This window comes from Micromonospora sp. NPDC048887 (genome assembly GCF_040649715.1).
Lineage (GTDB): Bacteria > Actinomycetota > Actinomycetes > Mycobacteriales > Micromonosporaceae > Micromonospora.
In genome coordinates this window covers 337,555-355,121 of the sequence record NZ_JBEZGA010000002.1, presented here as the reverse complement: position 1 = coordinate 355,121, position 17,567 = coordinate 337,555, and the positions used below count along the sequence as shown (strand labels likewise).

The following is a 17,567-nucleotide window of genomic DNA, read 5'->3' as shown; positions in this document are numbered from 1 at the left end:
AGGAGTGCAGACCTGCCCGATTCGCGGGCTCTGCTCCCGGCCGCCGGTTCCCGGTGGCCGAGGGCCGGGGTGAGGAGGTGTCCCAGGTGGACGTCGACGCCGGACACGGCGCCGCCCTGGGTGGCGCGCTCCCGACCCAGGGCGAGTTGCCGCTCACCCGCCGCCTGCGTTCCCTGCTCACCTGGCCCACCGCTGACGGCGACCCGGTCACCACACTGGTCCGCGCCCATCGCGGCATCCATTCGAGCGCCGACGCCTCGGTGCTGCGCCGGGCCTACACGATCGCCGAGAACATGCACCGCGGCCAGTTCCGCAAGAGCGGCGAGCCGTACATCACCCATCCGCTGGCGGTGGCGCAGATCTGCGCCGACCTCGGCATGGACACCATCACGCTGGTCGCCGCCCTGCTGCACGACACGGTGGAGGACACCCGCTACACGCTCCAGGCGCTCCAGGAGGACTTCGGCCGCGAGGTCGCCCACCTGGTCGACGGCGTGACCAAGTTCGACAAGGCGTTCTACGGCAAGGCCGCCGAGGCGGAGACCGTCCGCAAGATGATCGTGGCGGCCGGCAAGGACGTCCGGGTGCTGGTGATCAAGCTGGCCGACCGGCTGCACAACATGCGTACGCTCGGCGTCCGTTCGGCGGCGTCCCGGGAGCGGATCGCCCGCAAGACCCAGGAGGTGCTGGTCCCGCTCTGTGACCGGCTGGGCATCCAGACGCTCAAGCGCGAGCTGGACGACGTGGTGCTGCTGCACCTGCGGCCGGAGGAGCACGCGCGGATCGCCCGGTTCGTGCACGACCGGCCCGGCTGGGACGCCTACCTCGCCGACGTCGTGGCCCGCACCCGGGTGGCGCTGCGCCGCAACCGGGTCGACGCCGAGGTCTCCCCCCGCCCCCGGCACCTCTACTCGATCTGGAAGGACACCGTCGCCGGCGACCACGCCGCCCCGTACGACCTGCCCCGCATCGCGATCGTGGTGGACGGTCCGGCGACCGACTGCTATGCCGCGCTGGGTGCCGTGCACGGGCTCTGGCGTCCGGTGCCGGGCCGCTTCAAGGACTTCATCGCCTCCCCGAAGAACAACCTCTACCGGTCGCTGCACACGAGCGTCTGCGGGCCGCAGGACCGCACCGTCGAGGTGCTGATCCGCACCACCGAGATGCACCGCTCGGCGGAGTACGGCGTGGCCGCCCACTACCGTTTCCCCCGCACCGCGGGCCGGGCCGTCGACCGGACGGACGAACTGGCCTGGCTGCGCCGGGTGCTCGACTGGGAACAGGAGACGGTCGACCCGACGCAGTTCATGGAGTCGCTGCGCTGCGACCTGTCCGAGGCGCAGATCCAGGTGGTCGCCGACGGGCGGCAGGTGGTGCTGCCGGCCGGCGCGACCCCTGTCGACCTCGCGTACGAGCTGGGCACCGAGCGCGGCGACCACTGCCTGGCGGCCCGGATCAACGGCCGGCTCGCGCCGCTCGCCTCCGAACTGGAGGAGGGCGACGTGGTGGAGATCTTCACCGAGAACGACGCGGAGAGCGGATTCGAGGCGGACGTGGCCCCGCGCGGCCCGCGCCGGGAGTGGCTGGGCTTCGTCAAGTCCCCGCACGCCCAGATGCAGATCAACCGCTGGTTCGCCGAGCACACCGAGCCGGGCATCTCGATCGCCGACAAGGTCCGGCTCGGCCGGGCCTCGATCGGCCTGGCGTTGCGCAAGCACAACCGGGGGCTGGCCAACGACCTTCCGCTGCTGCGGCTGTCCGAGGAACTGGGCTACCCCGACCTGGAGACGCTGCTGGTGGCGGTCTTCGACCGCACCGTCGAGCCGGACACGGTGGTCCAGCAGCTGATCGATCTGGTCGACCACAGGCAGTAGACGGAGCCGGCCCGCGCCCGGACCACTAGCCTGAACGGCATGATCCCCCGCGCGCGTGCCACCGGACGGGCCCTCGGCTACAAGTTCTTCTACCGGCTTCCGGTCCCGCTGCGGCGGCGGCTGGTCCGGCTGGCCGTACCGAAGTACATCGTCGGCGCGGTCACCCTGCTGCGGGACGCGGAGGCCACCGGCGCGGGCCGTCTCCTGCTGCTGCGCCAGCCGCCGGGGTACAGCTGGACGCTGCCCGCCGGGCTGCTGCAACGCGGCGAGGCCCCGGTCGTCGGCGCCGCCCGCGAGCTGTACGAGGAGTCCGGCGTCCGCCTGTCCCCCGACGCGCTGCGCCCGGCGGTGCCGAACGCGGTGGTGCACGCCAAGGGCTGGGTCGACGTGGTCTTCGAGGCGGAGGTGCCGGCGTCGCGCACCGAGCTGAAGGTGGACGGGGCCGAGGTCATCGAGGCGGCCTTCCATCCGCTCGACGACCTGCCCCGGCTCAGCCGCGCCACCGCCAACCTGCTCGGGTACTACGGCATCGGCCCCCGCGCCGGCGAGCACCCGCCGGCCCCGTGAGCACCCCGGTCCCGTACGCGGGTGTCGCGGCCCCGGCCGTCGTGTGCGCCGTGGTGCTGGCCGCGGGCGAGGGCACCCGGCTGCGTCCGCTCACCGAGCGGGTGCCGAAGGCGCTCTGCCCGGTCGGCAACGTCCCGCTGTTGGACCGGGCGCTGGCCCGGCTGGCCGGGCTCGGCCTGACCGGCCCACGCCGAGTCGCGGTGAACGCCTGCTACCTGGGTGACCAGGTGGTCGCACGGGTGGGCGGGCGGGCGCACCTGTCCGTCGAGCCGGGCGCCCCGCTGGGCACCGCCGGTGGTGTGGGCCGGCTGCGGGACTGGATCGACGGCCGGGGCGTGCTGGTCGGCAACGCCGACGCTTACCTGGCCGATCCGCAGGCGCCACCCGGCGAGGACATCGCCGCGCTGCTGGACGGGTGGGACGGGCATGGCGTACGCCTGCTCGGCCGGCCCGCCGGCGACCCGGACGCCCCCGGCACCTTCGGCGGCCACGACTTCGTGGGTTTCTCGCTGCTGCCCTGGCGGCTGGTCCGCGACCTGCCGGCCACGTTCGGCGACCTGGTCCGGGCCGTGTGGCGGCCGGCGGAGGCAGCCGGCGAGCTGACCGTGGTGCCCTACCGGGGCACGTTCTACGACACCGGCACCCCGGCCGACTACCTGGCCGCCAACCTGCACGCGGCCGGCCCGGACGGGCTGGTCGACCCGACCGCGACGGTGACCGGCCGGGTCACCGGCTCGGTGGTCGGCGCCGGGGCGGTGGTGCACGGCGACGTGGACCGGTCGGTGGTGTGGCCGGGCGCGCGCGTCGCGGCCGGGGAACGCCTGCGCGAGGTGATCCGGGCCGGGGACGACCTGACCGTCCCGGCGGCGCGGTGAGGGTCACTGGCTCTAGCATTGGCCTCGTCGCCGACGAACGGAGAAACGTCCCGTGATCACCGCGATCGTGCTGATCGACTGCGCCACCGACTCCATCCCCGAGGTGGCCGAGGCCCTGGCCGACCTGCCCGGCGTCAGCGAGGTCTACTCGGTGGCCGGGCACGTCGACCTGGTCGCCATGGTCCGGGTCCGGGAGTTCGAGCAGATCGCGCAGGTCATCGCCGGCAGCATCTCGAAGGTGCCGGGCGTGCTGAACACCGAGTCGCACATCGCGTTCCGCGCCTACTCGCAGCACGACCTGGAGTCGGCGTTCGCGATCGGGCTGGCGAACGCCGACTGACACGAGCCGGTGACCGGCCCACCCTGGCGGGGCGGACCGGTCACCGTCGACCGTGCGGTACGTCAGCTCTGGCTGGGCACCGGGGTCTCCGTGGTGCCCGGAGCGGGCGCCTCGGTCTCGGTGCCGCCCGGAGCCGGCGACTCGGTGCCACCCGGGGACGTGGTGCCGCCCGGGCTGGGCGTGCCGCTGGCGCTGGTCTGCGGCACCGGGACGCCCAGGGTCTGCGCCAGGGCCACAAGCGCGTCGTAGTGCGCCTGGAGGACCGGCAGCGCGTCCTGCGCGATCTGCACCACCGACTGTTCCGAGCCCTGCGAGATCTCGGTCTGGGTGGCCTGGATCGCCTGGACGTGACCGGCGAGCTGCGCGGTCACCCACGCCTTGTCGAACTCGGCGCCGCTGAGGTTGTTCAGCTTGTCCAGGACCTTCTGCTGGTCGGCGGTCGGATCGGCCGGCAACTGCACGTTGAGCTGCTGCGCGGTCGACTGCACCGTCTGGTCCAGCTGGGTGTGGTCCGTCACGAACATCTTGCCCAGGTCCTTGACCTGCTGGTTCTGGCCCTTCTGCTGGGCCAGGTTACCGGCGGTGATCTCGAACAGGTTGACCTGGTGCACCGCCTGCAGGTACTGCGTGTCCTGCGTCGACGGCTGTGCCGCCGCCTGCGCCGCGGCGGCGGGCGCCAGCCCCACGACCACCAGCGCGGCCAGCAGGCCCAGGCGTTTGATTCCCAACATTCGTTCCTCCCCCATGAGACGTCGGACCGCACGGATACCCGGCTGACCGGGGTTATTCCTGCGATTCCACCCGTCCGTGTCGGGGGCGACGGCGGTCGGCGCACCGGCCTCCGGGCGTGCTCGGGAGGCAACCGGACGTCCGGGCCGGAAACGGCAGTGGCGCCCGCCGGATGATCCGGCGGGCGCCACTGTCAGTCGTACCGGGGAGGGTCAGCGACGGCTCTCGCCGCTGCCGATCTCCTCCCGCTCCGGCCGTGCCTCGACCGGCGGGTGCCCCGGCGAGACCGGCGCCTCGGCCGGCTTCTCGATCGGGTAGAAGAAGCCCCGGATCGCCGGGCCGAGGGCACCGAGCCGGTTCATCTTCTTCGGCACCACCCAGCCGACGTAGTCGAGCGCCGGCGGGTGACCGTCGTGGCCCTCGGCCGAGGTGAGCGGCTGGTGGACCTCGACGAACCGGCCGTCGGGCAGCCGCTTGATGATGCCGGTCTCCACGCCGTGGGCCAGCACCTCCCGGTCGTGCTGCTGCAGACCCAGGCAGATCCGGTACGTGATGTAGTACGCGATCGGCGGGAGGATCAGCAGGCCGATCCGGCCGCCCCAGGTCATCGCGTTCAGGCTGATGTGGAACTTGTCCGCGATGACGTCGTTGGCGCCGGAGAGGGTCAGCACGATGTAGAAGGCGAGCGCCATGGCGCCCACGGCGGTCCGGGCCGGAACGTCCCGGGGCCGCTGGAGCAGGTTGTGGTGCTTGTAGTCCTTGAGGCGGCGTGCCTCCAGGAACGGATACATCGTGGACAGGCCGACCAGGATTCCGGGTAGCACCACCGTCGGCCAGAACAACGGTGGGATGACGTACCCGTTGCCGATCGGGATGTGGATCTCCCAGCCCGGCATGAGCCGGGTCGAGCCGTCGAGGAACATGACGTACCAGTCGGGCTGGCTGGCCGCCGAGACGACCCACGCCTCGTACGGGCCGAACAGCCAGATCGGGTTGATCTGGAACAGGCCGCCCAGCAGCGCGATCACGCCGAAGACGACCATGAAGAAGCCGCCCTGCTTGAGCGCGTAGCGCGGGAACATCCGCTCGCCGACCACGTTGTCGTTGGTCCGGCCGGGGCCGGGCCACTGGGTGTGCTTCTGCTTGAACACCAGGCCCAGGTGGACGCTGATCAGCGCCACCAGCAGGCCCGGGACGAGCAGCACGTGGGCGATGAAGAAGCGGCTGATGATGATGGTGCCGGGGAACTCCCCGCCGAAGATCGACGAGCTGACCCAGGAACCGATCACCGGGATCGACAGGATGATCGCGGAGGCGATCCGCAGGCCGGTGCCGGACAGGCCGTCGTCCGGCAGCGAGTAGCCGGTGAAGCCGGCCAGGAAGCCGACCCAGAACAGCAGCGAGCCGATGATCCAGTTGGTCTCACGCGGCTTGCGGAACGCGCCGGTGAAGAAGACCCGCAGCATGTGGACCACGATCGCGGCCATGAACAGCAGGGCCGACCAGTGGTGCATCTGCCGCATGATCAGACCACCGCGGACATCGAACGAGATGTCCAGGCTGGAGGCGTAGGCGGCCGACATCGGGGTGCCCCGCAGCGGGGCGTAGCTGCCGTTGTAGATGACCTCCGTCATCGCCGGCTCGAAGAAGAACGTCAGGAAGACGCCGGTGAGCAGCAGGACGATGAACGAGAACAGCGCGATCTCGCCCAGCAGGAAGGACCAGTGGTCGGGGAAGACCTTGTTCAGCAGCTTGCGCAGGGGCGTGGCCACCTGGAAGCGGTCGTCCACCGCCCGCGCGCTCTTGGCCGGCAGCGCTGCTGCATCAAACTTTCGGCGCTTCATGGCCGCTCCCAGAAGTCGGGACCGATGGTCTCGGTGTAGTCGGACTTCGCCACGAAGAAGCCCTCCTCGTCCACCTCGATCGGCAGCTGCGGCAGCGGCCGGTTCGCCGGGCCGAAGATCGGCTTGGCGTTGTCGGTGATGAGGAACTGGGACTGGTGGCAGGGGCAGAGCAGGCGGTTGGTCTGCTGCTCGTAGAGGCTGGCCGGGCAGCCGGCGTGCGTACAGATCTTGGAGTACGCGACGTAGTTGCCCCACATGTAGTCGCCGTGGCCCTTGCGCTCGTTCGCGGCGCGCGACTTCTGCGCGTCGTCCTCCCGCAGGTGGATGAGCAGGGTGGGCGAGTCGGCGTGCAGGTTGCTCACGCCGCCGTCGATGCCCGGGAACACGGTGAGCTGGCCGCCGACGCTGACGTCGGCCGGGCGGATCGGGCGGCCGTCCTCACGGATCAGCCGGATCTTCTTGCCGCCCTCGCCCGGCTGGAAGCCGGTGGTGAACATCTGGTTGTTCTTGTGCGGCTGCTCGATCAGGCCACCGATCAGCGGGGCCGCGGCCACCGCGCCCACCGGTGCCAGACCGGCGAGCAGCGAGATGCCGAGCAGCGGCCGGCGGCGCACGCCCATCTCGTCGGCGAGGTAGAGCATGGTCTCACCGGTGATCTTGCGACCCTCCGGGTCGGCGGCCTGGTCGTGCCGGTCCTGGATCGAGACCTCCTTGGGCAGCAGCTTCTTGCCCCAGGTCAGGATGCCGAAACCGATGCCCAGCAGGGCCAGGCCCAGCGTCAGGCCGAGCAGCGGCGTGTAGAGCTTGTCGCCGCCGCGACCCGGCTCCCACTGCCACGGCCACCAGATGTAGACCACCAGGAAGGCGGTCGCGAAGACGCCGGTCAGCAGGAACATCAGGGCGACCGTACGGGTCAGCCGGCGCTCGGCCTTGCTGCCCGGGACGACCTGCGCCTCGTAGTGGACGATCTCGATGTCGTCGCGCCGCGCGCCCTCCTGGACGATGTCGAACCGGGAGAGCCGGGGGTCGTTCACGTCGAGCGGCTCCGGGCCCTGCTGAGCCTGGTGCTCGGTGTGGGTGCTCATGCCGTCACCTCGCTACGGGTGACGCCGGGGGTCGGCGCCACAGCACTGAAAGCATTGATCCGTCCGGTCACGACTTGCCCGCGATCCACAGGCTCGCGAAGACCAGCGCGACGATGCCGACCAGGAAGATCGCCAGACCCTCGGTCGACGGGCCGTACCGGCCCAGGTTGAAACCGCCCGGGTCGCCGTCGTGCTTCAGCGTCTCCTGGATGTAGGCGATGATGTCCGCCTTCTCCTCGGGCGTGATCTGGTTGTCGCCGAACACCGGCATGTTCTGCGGGCCGCTCAGCATGGCGGCGTAGATCTGCCGGTCGCTCGCCGGGGCGAGGCTCGGGGCGTACTTGCCGGAGGACAGCGCGCCGCCGCCGCCGCCGAAGGCGTGGCACTGCGAGCAGTTGATCCGGAACAGCTCACCGCCGGTGGACAGGTTGGCGCCCTCACGCAGGTCGCCGTTGGGCACCTCCGGGCCGCCACCGAGCTCCTGGATGTACTGCCCGAGCTGGCGCACCTGCTCGTCGGTGAACTGCGGGGGCTTGCGCATGGCCTGGGCCTCCTGCCGGGCCATCGGCATGCGACCGCTGCTGACCTGGAACTCCACCGAGGCCGACCCGACGCCGATCAGGCTCGGACCGCGGCCCTCGACGCCCTGGGCGTTGCGACCGTGACAGGTCACACAGCTCACGTCGAACAGCGCCTTACCTTCGTTGCCTGCGGCGGTCAACGGAGGGTTGTCCTGCGCCTGCACGCCGGGGGCGAAGACGGTGTAGGCACCGCCGGCCAGCATCAGCGCGGCGAACAGCCGGACCGCGGCGCCCAGCCGGCGGCGGCCCCTGCTGCGCGCCACGGGCCGCCCGCGCAGCCGCGCGAGCAGACCGCGTCGGCGGTCGTTGTCAGAAGTCATGACCTGTGTCCTTAACCGGTTGGACCTTGTCTCAGGGGACGGAGCAGCGGCGCGGTTCGTGACGCGCCAAGATCACTGGAGCCAGTAGATCATGACGTAGAGCCCGATCCACACGACGTCCACGAAGTGCCAGTAGTAGGACACGACGATCGCCGAGGTCGCCTGGGCGGGGGTGAACCGGCCCATCGTGGTACGGATCATGAAGATCACGAAGGCGATGAGACCGCCGGTCACGTGCAGACCGTGGAAGCCGGTGGTGAGGTAGAACATCGACCCGTAACCGTCTTCGTTGATCTTCACACCCTCGTGCACCAGGGTCCGGTACTCGTTCAGCTGACCGAGCACGAAGATCAGACCCATCACGAAGGTGATCGTGAACCACCGGCGCAGGGCGTGGACGTCGCCGCGCTCGGCCGCGAACACGCCGATCTGGCAGGTGATCGAGGAGAGCACCAGGATCACCGTGAACGTGGTCGCGTACGGGATGTTCAGCACCTCGGTGTGCTTCTCCCACTGCTCCGGCGCCGCAGCGCGGATGGAGAAGTACATGGCGAACAGCGCCGCGAAGAACATGAGTTCGCTGGAGAGCCACACGATCGTCCCGACGCTGACCATGTTGGGTCGGGTCAGGGAGTGGATCCGGCTCTTGTCAATGGCTGGGGCCGCAGTCACGCGGTCATTATTGCCCCTGACCGGGACCGACGATCAGCGGGGTGCCAAACCCGGCCCTTTCGTGGCCCGATCGTGGTGGTCCGCTTCGCCTGACCTACCCTGAAAAGCGTGCTGCACGTCGATCAGATCCGCGCCGTCACCTCGGCTGTTCCGGCGACGCTGGCGGCGGGAGGCGAGGGCGCCCCGCCGCCGTTCACCGTGACCCGGGTGTTCACCGAGACCCGGCTGGACAGCTGGCTCACGCTGGGCATCGTCCTGGCCGCCGGCCTCTACCTCTACGGGGTGCACCGGCTGCGGCTGCGCGGCGACCGGTGGCCGGTCATCCGTACCGTGTCGTTCCTCGGCCCCGGCCTCGGCGGCATCGCGCTGGTCACGCTCACCGGCCTCGGCGCGTACGACACCGCGCTGCTCTCGGTGCACATGGTCCAGCACATGGTGCTGTCCATGGTCGCGCCGATCTTCCTGGCGCTCGGTGCCCCGGTGACGCTGGCGCTGCGCACGCTGCCGGTGCGGCCCCGCAAGCGGCTGCTCGCGATCGTGCACAGCAAGGTGATCCGGGTCTACAGCTTCCCGCTTGTGGCGTTCGCCATCTTCGTGGTGAACCCGTTCGCGCTGTACTTCACCGACCTCTACGAGTTCACCCTGCGCCACGAGTGGGCGCACGAGCTGGTCCACGCGCACTTCATCGCCACCGGCTGCGTCTTCTTCTGGCCGCTGCTCGGCCTGGACCCGCTGCCCGGCCGCTGGCCGTACCCGGGTCGCGCGCTCCTCATGCTGCTCTCGGTGCCGTTCCACACGGTCCTCGGGCTGACCATCATGCAGAGCACCACGCTGTTCGGCGGCGACTGGTACCCGTCGCTCAACCTGTCCTGGTCCGACCCCTGGAACGACCAGGTGGTGGCCGGCGGCATCCTGTGGGCCGGCGGCGAGTTCGTCAGCGTCACCATGCTCGCCGTCCTGGTCGTCCAGTGGGTCAAGCAGTCCGAGCGCGAGGCCCGCCGGCTCGACCGCGAACTGGACCGCCAGGAGGCCCGCCAGCGCGCCGCGGAGGCGAGCGCCTGAGGCCCGTTCCGGGGTACGCCCCGAGCCCGGCCGGGCGGGCCGACGGCCCGGATGTGACAACGGCTACGATCAGCGGGCAGCTACGAGGTGGGAGCCACGTCACGATGAGCGATCGTCTTTGCACCGTCCTGCTCTACAGCGACGACCCGAAGGTCCGCGACCGGATGCGACTCGCCGTTGGCACCCGGCCGGCACCGGGAATCGAGATCGAGTTCGTCGAGGCCGACGACTACAACGCGTGCATCCGGCTGGTCGACGACTACGAGATCGACCTGCTCCTGCTCGACGGTGAGGCGAGCCCGGGCGGCGGCATCGGCATCGCCCGCCAGATCAAGGACGACCGGGACGACGCGCCGCCGACCTGCGTGGTGCTGGCCCGCGCCGCCGACCGCTGGCTGGCCGCGTACGCCGAGGTCGACGCCACCCTCACCCACCCGCTGGACCCGGTGGTCGCCGGCAGCACCGTGGCGGAGCTGCTGCGCCGCACCCACGCCGCGGCCTGACCCCGGCCTTCGCGCGCCACGGCGACGCGGCCGTGGCGTGCCCCAACCGCTTTCCTCACGCCGCTCGGGAGGCCCGTCATGGGCGAACGGACCTGGCCGCTTCTGCTCAACGCGCTGCTGCGCGGCGAGGAGCTCTCCACCGCCGACACGGCGTGGGCGATGGGCGAGATCATGGCCGGCTCGGCCACCCCGGCGCAGATCGCCGGGTTCGCCGTGGCGCTGCGCACCAAGGGCGAGACGCCCGCCGAGCTGGGCGGCCTGGTCGAGACCATGCTGACCCGCGCGGTGCCGGTGCACCTGCCCGAGGACGTGCGCGCGAGCGCGCTGGACGTGGTCGGCACCGGCGGCGACCTCGCGCACACGGTGAACATCTCCACCATGGCGGCGCTCGTGGTCGCCGGGGCCGGGGTGCGCGTGGTCAAGCACGGCAACCGGGCCGCCTCTTCCTCCTGCGGCACCGCCGACGTGCTGGAGCAACTCGGCGTACCCCTTGATCTGGCGCCCGAGCAGGTGGCCCGCTGCGTCACCGAGGCCGGCATCGGTTTCTGCTTCGCCGCCCGCTTCCACCCCGGCATGCGCCACACCGGCCCGGTCCGCCGCGAGATCGGCGTACCCACCGCGTTCAACTTCCTCGGCCCGCTGACCAACCCGGCGCGGCCCCGCGCGGGTGCCGTGGGCTGCTTCGACAAGCGGATGGCCCCGGTGATGGCCGCCGTCTTCGCGGCCCGTGGCGACTCCGCGATCGTGGTACGCGGCGAGGACGGCCTGGACGAGTTCAGCACCGGCGCCCCCACCCGGGTCTGGGTGGCCCAGCAGGGCACCGTCACGGAGGCCCTGCTGGACGCCGCGGAGCTCGGAGTGCCCCGGGCCACCCTGGCCGACCTGCGCGGCGGCGACGCGGTCTACAACGCCGACGTGGTACGCCGGCTGCTGGCGGGTGAGACCGGCCCGGTACGGGACGCGGTGCTGGTCAACGCGGCTGTGGCGCTGGCGACCCAGGGCCCGCTCGACGGCGATCTGCACGAGGCGCTGCGGGCCAACCTGGACCGCGCCGCCGAGGCGGTCGACTCGGGCGCCGCAGCGGCAGCGCTGGAGCGCTGGCTCGAGGTGGCGCGCGCCGCCTGACGGCGGCCTGACGCGGGTGTTGTCATACCCGCGTGCCAAACTACACGGGAGTTATTTTCCGTTTTGGACCTGCGATCCAGCCGAGCCTTTGGTCCACCGGCCGGCGGCTCCCCGCCCCGACCGGTGCCCGGAGCGAGAGGAGCCACCCGTGTCTGACCGCGAGCTGCACTGTGACACCTGCGAGGGCGTCGTGCTGTTCGAGGCGCCGCCGTGCGGCGACGGGCACGGCGCCGACTGCCCGGAGCTGATCTGCACCGGTTGCGGCGCGGCAGTGGTGATCGCCACCTTCACGTTCCGTCCGACCCGCTTGTCGAGCCGCCGCGCCCCTCGCCGGCCGTCCCACCCCAAGGCCGCCTGACCTCCACTCGCCCCCACCCCTTCCCCTCCCCTCCCCGCCACGCCCGACAGCCCCACCGTCCGCCGCTCGTGATCAAGGAGTTTGTGTCACCCACGGTCGTCCAAGCGGACACAAACTCCTTGATCACCGCTTACTGGCCGGCAGGTGGCGGGCGGGCACCCCCTCCGAAGCGGTGATCAAGGGGTTTGTGTCACCGGCGGCGCGTGAAAGTGCCGCAAAATCCTTGGTCAACGGGGACGGGCGGCGCGGGAGCGCACGGTGACCGACGCTCGCCGGGGGGCGCAGGGGGGTGTGGGGCCTTGGGCGGGAGTGCCGGCGGTGGGCCGTCACGGCACCCGGCGTTGGGAGCGGACTGCGGTTCCGCCCATCGGACGAGCCGCGCGGCGAAGGGAAAGCGGCAGGCCCGCCGCCCCGGTGGGGTGGCGGGCCTGCGGTGGTGCTCGGGTCAGTGCTCGGCGGTACGGCGGGTGCCCGAGTAGTACTCGAACAGGAGCCCGCAGCTGGCGAAGACGACCGCCACCAGGCCCAGTCCCAGCAGCCAGAACTGCCAGAACACCAGGCCCAGGCCGGCGATCGCGGCGGCCAGCGCCAGGCCGAACGGCCAGTAGCTACCGGGGCTGAAGAAGCCGACCTCGCCGGCGCCGTCGGCGATCTCGCCGTCCGGCCGGTCCTCGGGGCGCAGGTCGATACGGCGGGAGACGAACCAGAAGAAGCCGCCGCACATCGCGCAGAGCAGGAAGGACAGGAGCAGCGCCACAGTGCCGATCCACTCGATGTGGCCGCCGCTGTCGCCGTACGTCCAGGCGCCGTAGAGGATCGTCGCGCCGAGGAGGAACGTGGCGATGGTCAGGAAGATCTTCCACTCGGTCTTCATGCCGAACCCCTCAGCTTCCCGCGCCGGCCGACGCGTCGGACGGGTTGAAGTTGTTCACGTCGCGCCGGGTGTCGAACGGCTTCGTCTCGGTGGCGTACTCTTCCTCACCGATCTCGCCGAGCGCCTCCTGGGTCGACTTGCCGGCCTTCTTGGCCGCCAGGAACTGGTCGTACTTCTCCGGCGAGACGACCCGCAGCTCGAAGTTCATGAAGGCGTGGTAGCTGCCGCACAGCTCGGCGCAGCGGCCGACGAACGCGCCTTCCTGGTCGATGCTGGACACCTCGAACGTGTTGCGCACGTTGCCCGGCATGACGTCCCGCTTGAACAGCAGCTCCGGCACCCAGAACGAGTGGATGACGTCGCGGCTGGTCTCCTCGAAGCGGATCGAGCGCCCGCTGGGCAGCACCAGGATCGGGATGACCTCGCTGGTGCCGAGCACCGAGGCGACGGTGTTGGCCTCCGGGCCCTGGCCGTCGCGGTAGTTGAACTGCCAGTTCCACTTGAACGCGACGACCTCGACGGTGACGTCCGGGTTCCTCGACTGCTTGTTCACGTCGGTCTGCACGACCGCCGTGTAGTAGAAGAGCACGGAGACCACGAGGATCGGCGCGATGGTGTAGAGGAACTCCATCGGCAGGTTGTAGCGGGTCTGCACCGGCAGCTCGTTGCCGCGCTTGCGGTAGCGGACCACGCACCAGAAGATCAGGCCCCACACGAACACGCCGACGGCGAGCGCCGCGATGCAGGACGCGATCCACAGGTCGTACATGCGCTGCGACTCGGGCGTGATGCCGCCCTGCGGCCAGCCGAACCCGCCGAACGCCTTGCCGACGTCACAGCCGGTGAGCGAGACCAGCAGCACCGCCGCGCCGAGACCGAGCCCGGCGATTCGACCAGCACCACGCCGCCGGCGCACACCGGCCCCCGGGGAAGCGCTGTCCCGTACGGCCGAGCGCCGTACCTCCGAACTCCTTGCGACCACCTGGTCCTGCCTCCCTAGCGCGCCGCGGCGGTTGTTCTCCCTGACACCGACGGCAAAGGCGTCACCGACGGTCGCAGATTACTCGACCATGACCGGCCAGGCCGTCTTGGGGTCGCTGTCCACCCCCTTCGGGGGGATCTTGGGCGTAACCGGGCGATAGCGTGGAACCTCATGAGCGCCTCCCCGGTCTACCTTGACGCCGCCACCGCGGCCCCGCTGCATCCGGTCGCGCGGCAGGCGATGCTGGCCGCCCTGGACGACGGCTGGGCCGACCCGGCCCGGCTCTACTCGGCGGCCCGCCGCGCCCGCCAGCTCCTCGACGCCGCCCGGGAGGCCGCCGCGCAGACGCTCGGCGTCCGCGCCGACGAGCTGTCCTTCACCCCCAGCGGTACGGCGGCAGCACACGCCGCGGTGCTCGGTGGCCTGGCCGGGCGGCGGCGGGCCGGCGCGACCCTGGTGCACTCTGCGATCGAGCACTCGGCGGTGCTGCACGCCGCGCAGCGGCACACCGCAGGTGGCGGCGCGGCGGTGTCCGTACCCGTGGACCGCTCTGGCCGGCTGGACCTGGACGCCTGGGCGGCGGCGGTGGCCGAGCCCGGAGTGGCCCTCGCGGCGCTGATCGGGGCCAGTCACGAGGTGGGCACTGTGCAGCCGGTGCCCGCCGCGGCAGAGCTGTGCGCGGATGCGGGCGTGCCGCTGTACGTGGACGCGGCACAGCTGGCCGGCCGGGTGCCGCTGCCGGCGGGCTGGTCGGTGCTGACCGCCAGCGCGCACAAATGGGGCGGGCCGCCCGGTGTGGGGCTGCTCGTGGTGCGCAAGGGCACCCGCTGGGAGTCGCCGTACCCGGACGACGAGCGGGAGTCGGGGCGTACCCCCGGGGTGGTGAACCTGCCGGCGGTGGTCGCGGCGGCGGCGAGCCTGCGCGCGGCGGCGGCCGACGCGGCGGCCGAGGCGGCCCGGCTGGGCCCGCTGGTGGACCGGATCCGGGCGCGGGTGGCGGCCGAGGTGCCGGACGTGGAGGTGGTCGGCGACCCGGTGGAGCGGCTGCCGCACCTGGTGACGTTCTCCTGCCTGTACGTCGACGGCGAGGCGCTGCTGCACGCGCTGGACCGGCGCGGGTTCGCGGTGTCCTCCGGGTCGTCCTGCACGTCCTCGACGCTGCGCCCGTCACACGTGCTGGAGGCGATGGGGGTGCTGTCGCACGGCAACGTACGGGTGTCGCTGCACCGGGAGACCACCGAGGCGGACGTGGACCGGTTCCTGGCCGAGCTGCCCGGGATCGTGGCGGACCTGCGGGCGGAGGCCGGGGTGACGGACCTGTGAGCGCGAGGAGTGAGCCGCTCCTGCGAGCCCCGCAGTCGGGAACGGAGATGGCACTGTGAGCGAGCCGGACGAGGTGCTGGACTGCCGGGGGCAGCGCTGCCCGCTGCCGGTGATCAATCTCGCCCGGCTGGTGCCCGGCCTGCCGGCCGGCGCGGTGGTGCGGGTGCTGGCCGACGACCCGGCGGCGGCCGTCGACATCCCGGCGTGGTGCCGGATGCGCGGCCACGAGTTCCTGGCGGCGCACGAGGGGCCCGCCTACGACGTCCGCGTGTAAGGAAGGGCCCCTTCTTAACGCCTCCGGTAGAGGAAGGGCCCCTTGTTAACGCACGCCGCCGGCAGTCAGCGCAGGTAGGCGAGGATGCCGGGCAGGGGGTCGGCCTCCACCGCGGTGTCGACCACCAGACGCGGGCCGATCAGCGGCTCGTACTCGGCCCGGCGGCGCAACGTCAGCTCCCAGGTGCCGTCCTCGGACGGGCGCGCCTCGACCCGGCGGCGGTGCTCCGCCTCGTCGCCGCAGTGCACCTCGATCACCCGCAGCGGCACCCCGGCCCGTTCGGCCACGTCGTGCCAGAGGCCCCGGGCACTGGCGACCGGGTTCACCGCGTCGACGACAACGCTGAACCCCAGGCCGAGCTGCACCTCGGCCAGCCCGGCGACAGCGCCGTAGGCGGCCATCCCGGGCACGTCACCGGTGAGCCCGTAGCGGTGCAGGGCGCGCTCGACCGGGTCGACCGGCAGGACCGGGGCGCGCAGCGCGGCGCCGACCCGGGCGGCCAGGGTGCTCTTTCCCACACCCGGCAGCCCGGCGAACGCGACGAGCACCGGCTGGCCGGAGCCGGGGCGGGCCGCGTTCGGGTCCAGCCCGCCGGCCGGGCCGGTCACAGCAGGTGCGGCCGGACGTCCTCGGCGGCCGCGTCCCCGTACGACTCGGCGAGTCGCTTCACGAACAGGTCCCGGCGGACCTCGTACTCCTGACCGCCGAAGTTCTCCAGCACGAGCGCGGCGAGCAGGCAGCCGACCTGGGCCGCCCGCTCCAGGCCGACGCCCCAGTCGAGCGCGGCGAAGAAGCCGGCCCGGAAACCGTCGCCGACACCTGTCGGGTCGACCGCCTGGATCTCCCGCGCGATCGGCACCCGGAACGAGCCGATCTCCCGGCCGGCGATCTCCACGCCCTGCTTGCCGAGCGTGGTGACCCGCACCTTGACCCGGTCGAGCAGCTGCTCGTCGGTCAGGCCGGCCTTGCTCTGCAGCAGCGATTTCTCGTACTCGTTCGTCATCAGGTAGTCGGCGCCCTCGACCAGGCCGAGCACGTCCGCGCCGTCCATCCGGGCGAGCTGCTGCGACGGGTCGGCGACGAAGGAGTAGCCGCGGTCCCGGCACTCGCCCGAGTGCCGGATCATCGCGGCCGGGTCGTTGGCGCTGACCAGCACCAGGTCCAGGCCGCCGAGGCGCTGCGCCACCGGAGCGAGCTCGATGTTGCGGGCCTCGCTCATCGCCCCGGCGTAGAAGGAGGCGATCTGGCACATGTCGGTGTCGGTGGTGCAGACGAAGCGTGCCGTGTGCGCGACCTCGCTGACGTGCACCGAGTCACAGTCGACGCCGTGGCGCTCCAGCCAGGAGCGGTAGTCGGCGAAGTCGGCGCCGACCGCGCCGAGCAGCACCGGGCGCAGCCCGAGCTGGGCCATGCCGAAGGCGATGTTCGCCGCGGTGCCGCCGCGCCGGAGCACCAGCTCGTCGACGAGGAAGGACAGCGAGACCTTGTCGAGCTGGTCGGCGATGAGCTGGTCGGCGAACCGGCCGGGGAAGCTCATCAGGTGGTCGGTCGCGATCGAGCCGGTCACGGCGATCTTCATGTCAGCCCTCGGGGTCGGGAGCACGGCGCGGTCAGCCTACCGGCCCCCGGGCCGTGCGGACGGCCGTCGGTCGCCAACCGGTCGATCAGCGCACATCCGAAGTCGCGCGCGGGAGGTACGACGCAGCGGCGGGCCGCCCCGTTCGGGGGCGGCCCGCCGCTGCGGTCGGTCAGTCGACTCAGCTGAAGGAGTCGCCGCAGGCGCAGGAGTTGCCCGCGTTCGGGTTGTCGATGGTGAAGCCCTGGGCGTCGATCCGGTCGGCGAAGTCGATGGTGGCGCCGGTCAGGTAGGGGGCGCTCATCCGGTCGACGACGACCTCGACACCGTCGTAGTCGGTGACGACGTCACCGTCGAGCGAGCGCTCGTCGAAGAACAGCTGGTACCGCAGGCCGGAGCAGCCACCCGGCTGCACCGCGACCCGGAGCCGCAGGTCGTCGCGGCCCTCCTGCTCGATCAGGGCCTTGACCTTCTGCGCCGCGACGTCGGTGAGGACGACGGTGCTGGGGGCCTTGGCCTCGGTCGACTCGGTCTGCGCTGGCGTGGTCACGTGGAAGTCTCCCTGCGCGGTATAGGTCCGGACGTCCTGGCCAACGCCGCACG

The 17,567-nt window shown here is 71.7% G+C and carries 20 protein-coding genes; 10 read left to right on the top strand and 10 right to left on the bottom strand.

Annotated features, from left to right (window positions below; translation table 11 throughout):
- Nucleotides 1-86 precede the first annotated feature (86 nt).
- From AB0C17_RS04835 to AB0C17_RS04820, 4 genes are read left to right on the top strand one after another with little or no spacing between them, the layout of a single operon-like run.
- The gene (locus AB0C17_RS04835; protein WP_357469739.1) at nucleotides 87-1,874 is read left to right on the top strand and encodes a RelA/SpoT family protein; all 1,788 of its coding nucleotides are present in this window, start codon (nucleotides 87-89) and stop codon (nucleotides 1,872-1,874) included.
- Between the two features lie 39 nt (nucleotides 1,875-1,913).
- Nucleotides 1,914-2,441: an NUDIX domain-containing protein gene (locus tag AB0C17_RS04830; protein WP_357380631.1), complete on the top strand. Its 528-nt coding sequence runs from the start codon at nucleotides 1,914-1,916 to the stop codon at nucleotides 2,439-2,441.
- Nucleotides 2,438-3,316 carry a sugar phosphate nucleotidyltransferase gene (locus tag AB0C17_RS04825; protein ID WP_357476640.1) on the top strand — a complete coding sequence of 293 codons (879 nt, stop codon included), beginning with the start codon at nucleotides 2,438-2,440 and terminating at the stop codon, nucleotides 3,314-3,316. The genes AB0C17_RS04830 and AB0C17_RS04825 overlap by 4 nt, the downstream gene beginning before the upstream one ends.
- Nucleotides 3,317-3,368: 52 nt before the next feature.
- On the top strand, nucleotides 3,369-3,656 hold the full coding sequence (locus AB0C17_RS04820) for an Lrp/AsnC ligand binding domain-containing protein (RefSeq protein WP_357469669.1): 288 nt from the start codon (nucleotides 3,369-3,371) through the stop codon (nucleotides 3,654-3,656).
- A 62-nt stretch (nucleotides 3,657-3,718) separates the two neighbouring features.
- On the opposite strand, the gene AB0C17_RS04815 is transcribed toward AB0C17_RS04820, so the two are convergent.
- The 5 genes from AB0C17_RS04815 to AB0C17_RS04795 all read right to left on the bottom strand — a co-directional run bounded on the left by AB0C17_RS04815 (nucleotide 3,719) and on the right by AB0C17_RS04795 (nucleotide 8,887).
- Nucleotides 3,719-4,387 carry a DUF4142 domain-containing protein gene (locus tag AB0C17_RS04815; RefSeq protein ID WP_357469672.1) on the bottom strand — a complete coding sequence of 223 codons (669 nt, stop codon included), beginning with the start codon at nucleotides 4,385-4,387 and terminating at the stop codon, nucleotides 3,719-3,721.
- Between the two features lie 210 nt (nucleotides 4,388-4,597).
- Nucleotides 4,598-6,229 carry a cytochrome b N-terminal domain-containing protein gene (locus AB0C17_RS04810; protein ID WP_357380625.1) on the bottom strand — a complete coding sequence of 544 codons (1,632 nt, stop codon included), beginning with the start codon at nucleotides 6,227-6,229 and terminating at the stop codon, nucleotides 4,598-4,600.
- Nucleotides 6,226-7,314, bottom strand: a complete 1,089-nt coding sequence (locus AB0C17_RS04805; RefSeq protein ID WP_357476637.1) for a Rieske 2Fe-2S domain-containing protein — start codon at nucleotides 7,312-7,314, stop codon at nucleotides 6,226-6,228. Before AB0C17_RS04805 ends, AB0C17_RS04810 begins: the two co-directional genes overlap by 4 nt.
- A gap of 67 nt (nucleotides 7,315-7,381) precedes the next feature.
- A complete protein-coding gene (locus AB0C17_RS04800; protein WP_269704829.1) occupies nucleotides 7,382-8,215 on the bottom strand; it encodes a cytochrome c in 834 nt (277 codons plus the stop codon).
- A gap of 72 nt (nucleotides 8,216-8,287) precedes the next feature.
- The gene (locus AB0C17_RS04795; protein WP_354869940.1) at nucleotides 8,288-8,887 is read right to left on the bottom strand and encodes a heme-copper oxidase subunit III; all 600 of its coding nucleotides are present in this window, start codon (nucleotides 8,885-8,887) and stop codon (nucleotides 8,288-8,290) included.
- A gap of 126 nt (nucleotides 8,888-9,013) precedes the next feature.
- Between AB0C17_RS04795 and AB0C17_RS04790 the strand changes: the two genes are divergently transcribed.
- The 4 genes from AB0C17_RS04790 (at nucleotide 9,014) to AB0C17_RS04775 (ending at nucleotide 11,935) form a co-directional block, all read left to right on the top strand.
- The gene (locus tag AB0C17_RS04790; protein WP_357381154.1) at nucleotides 9,014-9,949 is read left to right on the top strand and encodes a cytochrome c oxidase assembly protein; all 936 of its coding nucleotides are present in this window, start codon (nucleotides 9,014-9,016) and stop codon (nucleotides 9,947-9,949) included.
- A 104-nt stretch (nucleotides 9,950-10,053) separates the two neighbouring features.
- A complete protein-coding gene (locus AB0C17_RS04785; RefSeq protein ID WP_357380620.1) occupies nucleotides 10,054-10,452 on the top strand; it encodes a hypothetical protein in 399 nt (132 codons plus the stop codon).
- A 78-nt stretch (nucleotides 10,453-10,530) separates the two neighbouring features.
- Nucleotides 10,531-11,577, top strand: a complete 1,047-nt coding sequence (trpD, locus tag AB0C17_RS04780; RefSeq protein WP_357380618.1) for an anthranilate phosphoribosyltransferase — start codon at nucleotides 10,531-10,533, stop codon at nucleotides 11,575-11,577.
- A gap of 148 nt (nucleotides 11,578-11,725) precedes the next feature.
- Nucleotides 11,726-11,935 carry a hypothetical protein gene (locus AB0C17_RS04775; protein ID WP_357380616.1) on the top strand — a complete coding sequence of 70 codons (210 nt, stop codon included), beginning with the start codon at nucleotides 11,726-11,728 and terminating at the stop codon, nucleotides 11,933-11,935.
- A gap of 445 nt (nucleotides 11,936-12,380) precedes the next feature.
- Here the strand turns inward: AB0C17_RS04775 and AB0C17_RS04770 are convergent, their stop codons facing one another.
- Entirely contained in the window at nucleotides 12,381-12,809 is a 429-nt protein-coding gene (locus AB0C17_RS04770; RefSeq protein WP_357380614.1) for a cytochrome c oxidase subunit 4, read from the bottom strand.
- 10 nt (nucleotides 12,810-12,819) lie between these two features.
- Entirely contained in the window at nucleotides 12,820-13,791 is a 972-nt protein-coding gene (gene coxB, locus AB0C17_RS04765; protein WP_357380612.1) for a cytochrome c oxidase subunit II, read from the bottom strand.
- Nucleotides 13,792-13,962: 171 nt separating this feature from the next.
- Between coxB and AB0C17_RS04760 the strand changes: the two genes are divergently transcribed.
- Together AB0C17_RS04760 and AB0C17_RS04755 are read left to right on the top strand one after the other, a co-directional pair.
- Nucleotides 13,963-15,114: an aminotransferase class V-fold PLP-dependent enzyme gene (locus tag AB0C17_RS04760; RefSeq protein WP_357476634.1), complete on the top strand. Its 1,152-nt coding sequence runs from the start codon at nucleotides 13,963-13,965 to the stop codon at nucleotides 15,112-15,114.
- A 55-nt stretch (nucleotides 15,115-15,169) separates the two neighbouring features.
- On the top strand, nucleotides 15,170-15,388 hold the full coding sequence (locus AB0C17_RS04755; protein WP_073831489.1) for a sulfurtransferase TusA family protein: 219 nt from the start codon (nucleotides 15,170-15,172) through the stop codon (nucleotides 15,386-15,388).
- A gap of 65 nt (nucleotides 15,389-15,453) precedes the next feature.
- Here AB0C17_RS04755 and AB0C17_RS04750 read toward each other — a convergent pair whose 3' ends face one another.
- The 3 genes from AB0C17_RS04750 to erpA all read right to left on the bottom strand — a co-directional run bounded on the left by AB0C17_RS04750 (nucleotide 15,454) and on the right by erpA (nucleotide 17,514).
- On the bottom strand, nucleotides 15,454-15,996 hold the full coding sequence (locus AB0C17_RS04750) for an ATP-binding protein (RefSeq protein WP_357380608.1): 543 nt from the start codon (nucleotides 15,994-15,996) through the stop codon (nucleotides 15,454-15,456).
- The gene (locus AB0C17_RS04745; RefSeq protein WP_357380605.1) at nucleotides 15,993-16,967 is read right to left on the bottom strand and encodes a carbohydrate kinase family protein; all 975 of its coding nucleotides are present in this window, start codon (nucleotides 16,965-16,967) and stop codon (nucleotides 15,993-15,995) included. The genes AB0C17_RS04750 and AB0C17_RS04745 overlap by 4 nt, the downstream gene beginning before the upstream one ends.
- Before the next feature lie 178 nt (nucleotides 16,968-17,145).
- On the bottom strand, nucleotides 17,146-17,514 hold the full coding sequence (gene erpA / locus AB0C17_RS04740; protein WP_269704820.1) for an iron-sulfur cluster insertion protein ErpA: 369 nt from the start codon (nucleotides 17,512-17,514) through the stop codon (nucleotides 17,146-17,148).
- Nucleotides 17,515-17,567 lie beyond the last annotated feature (53 nt).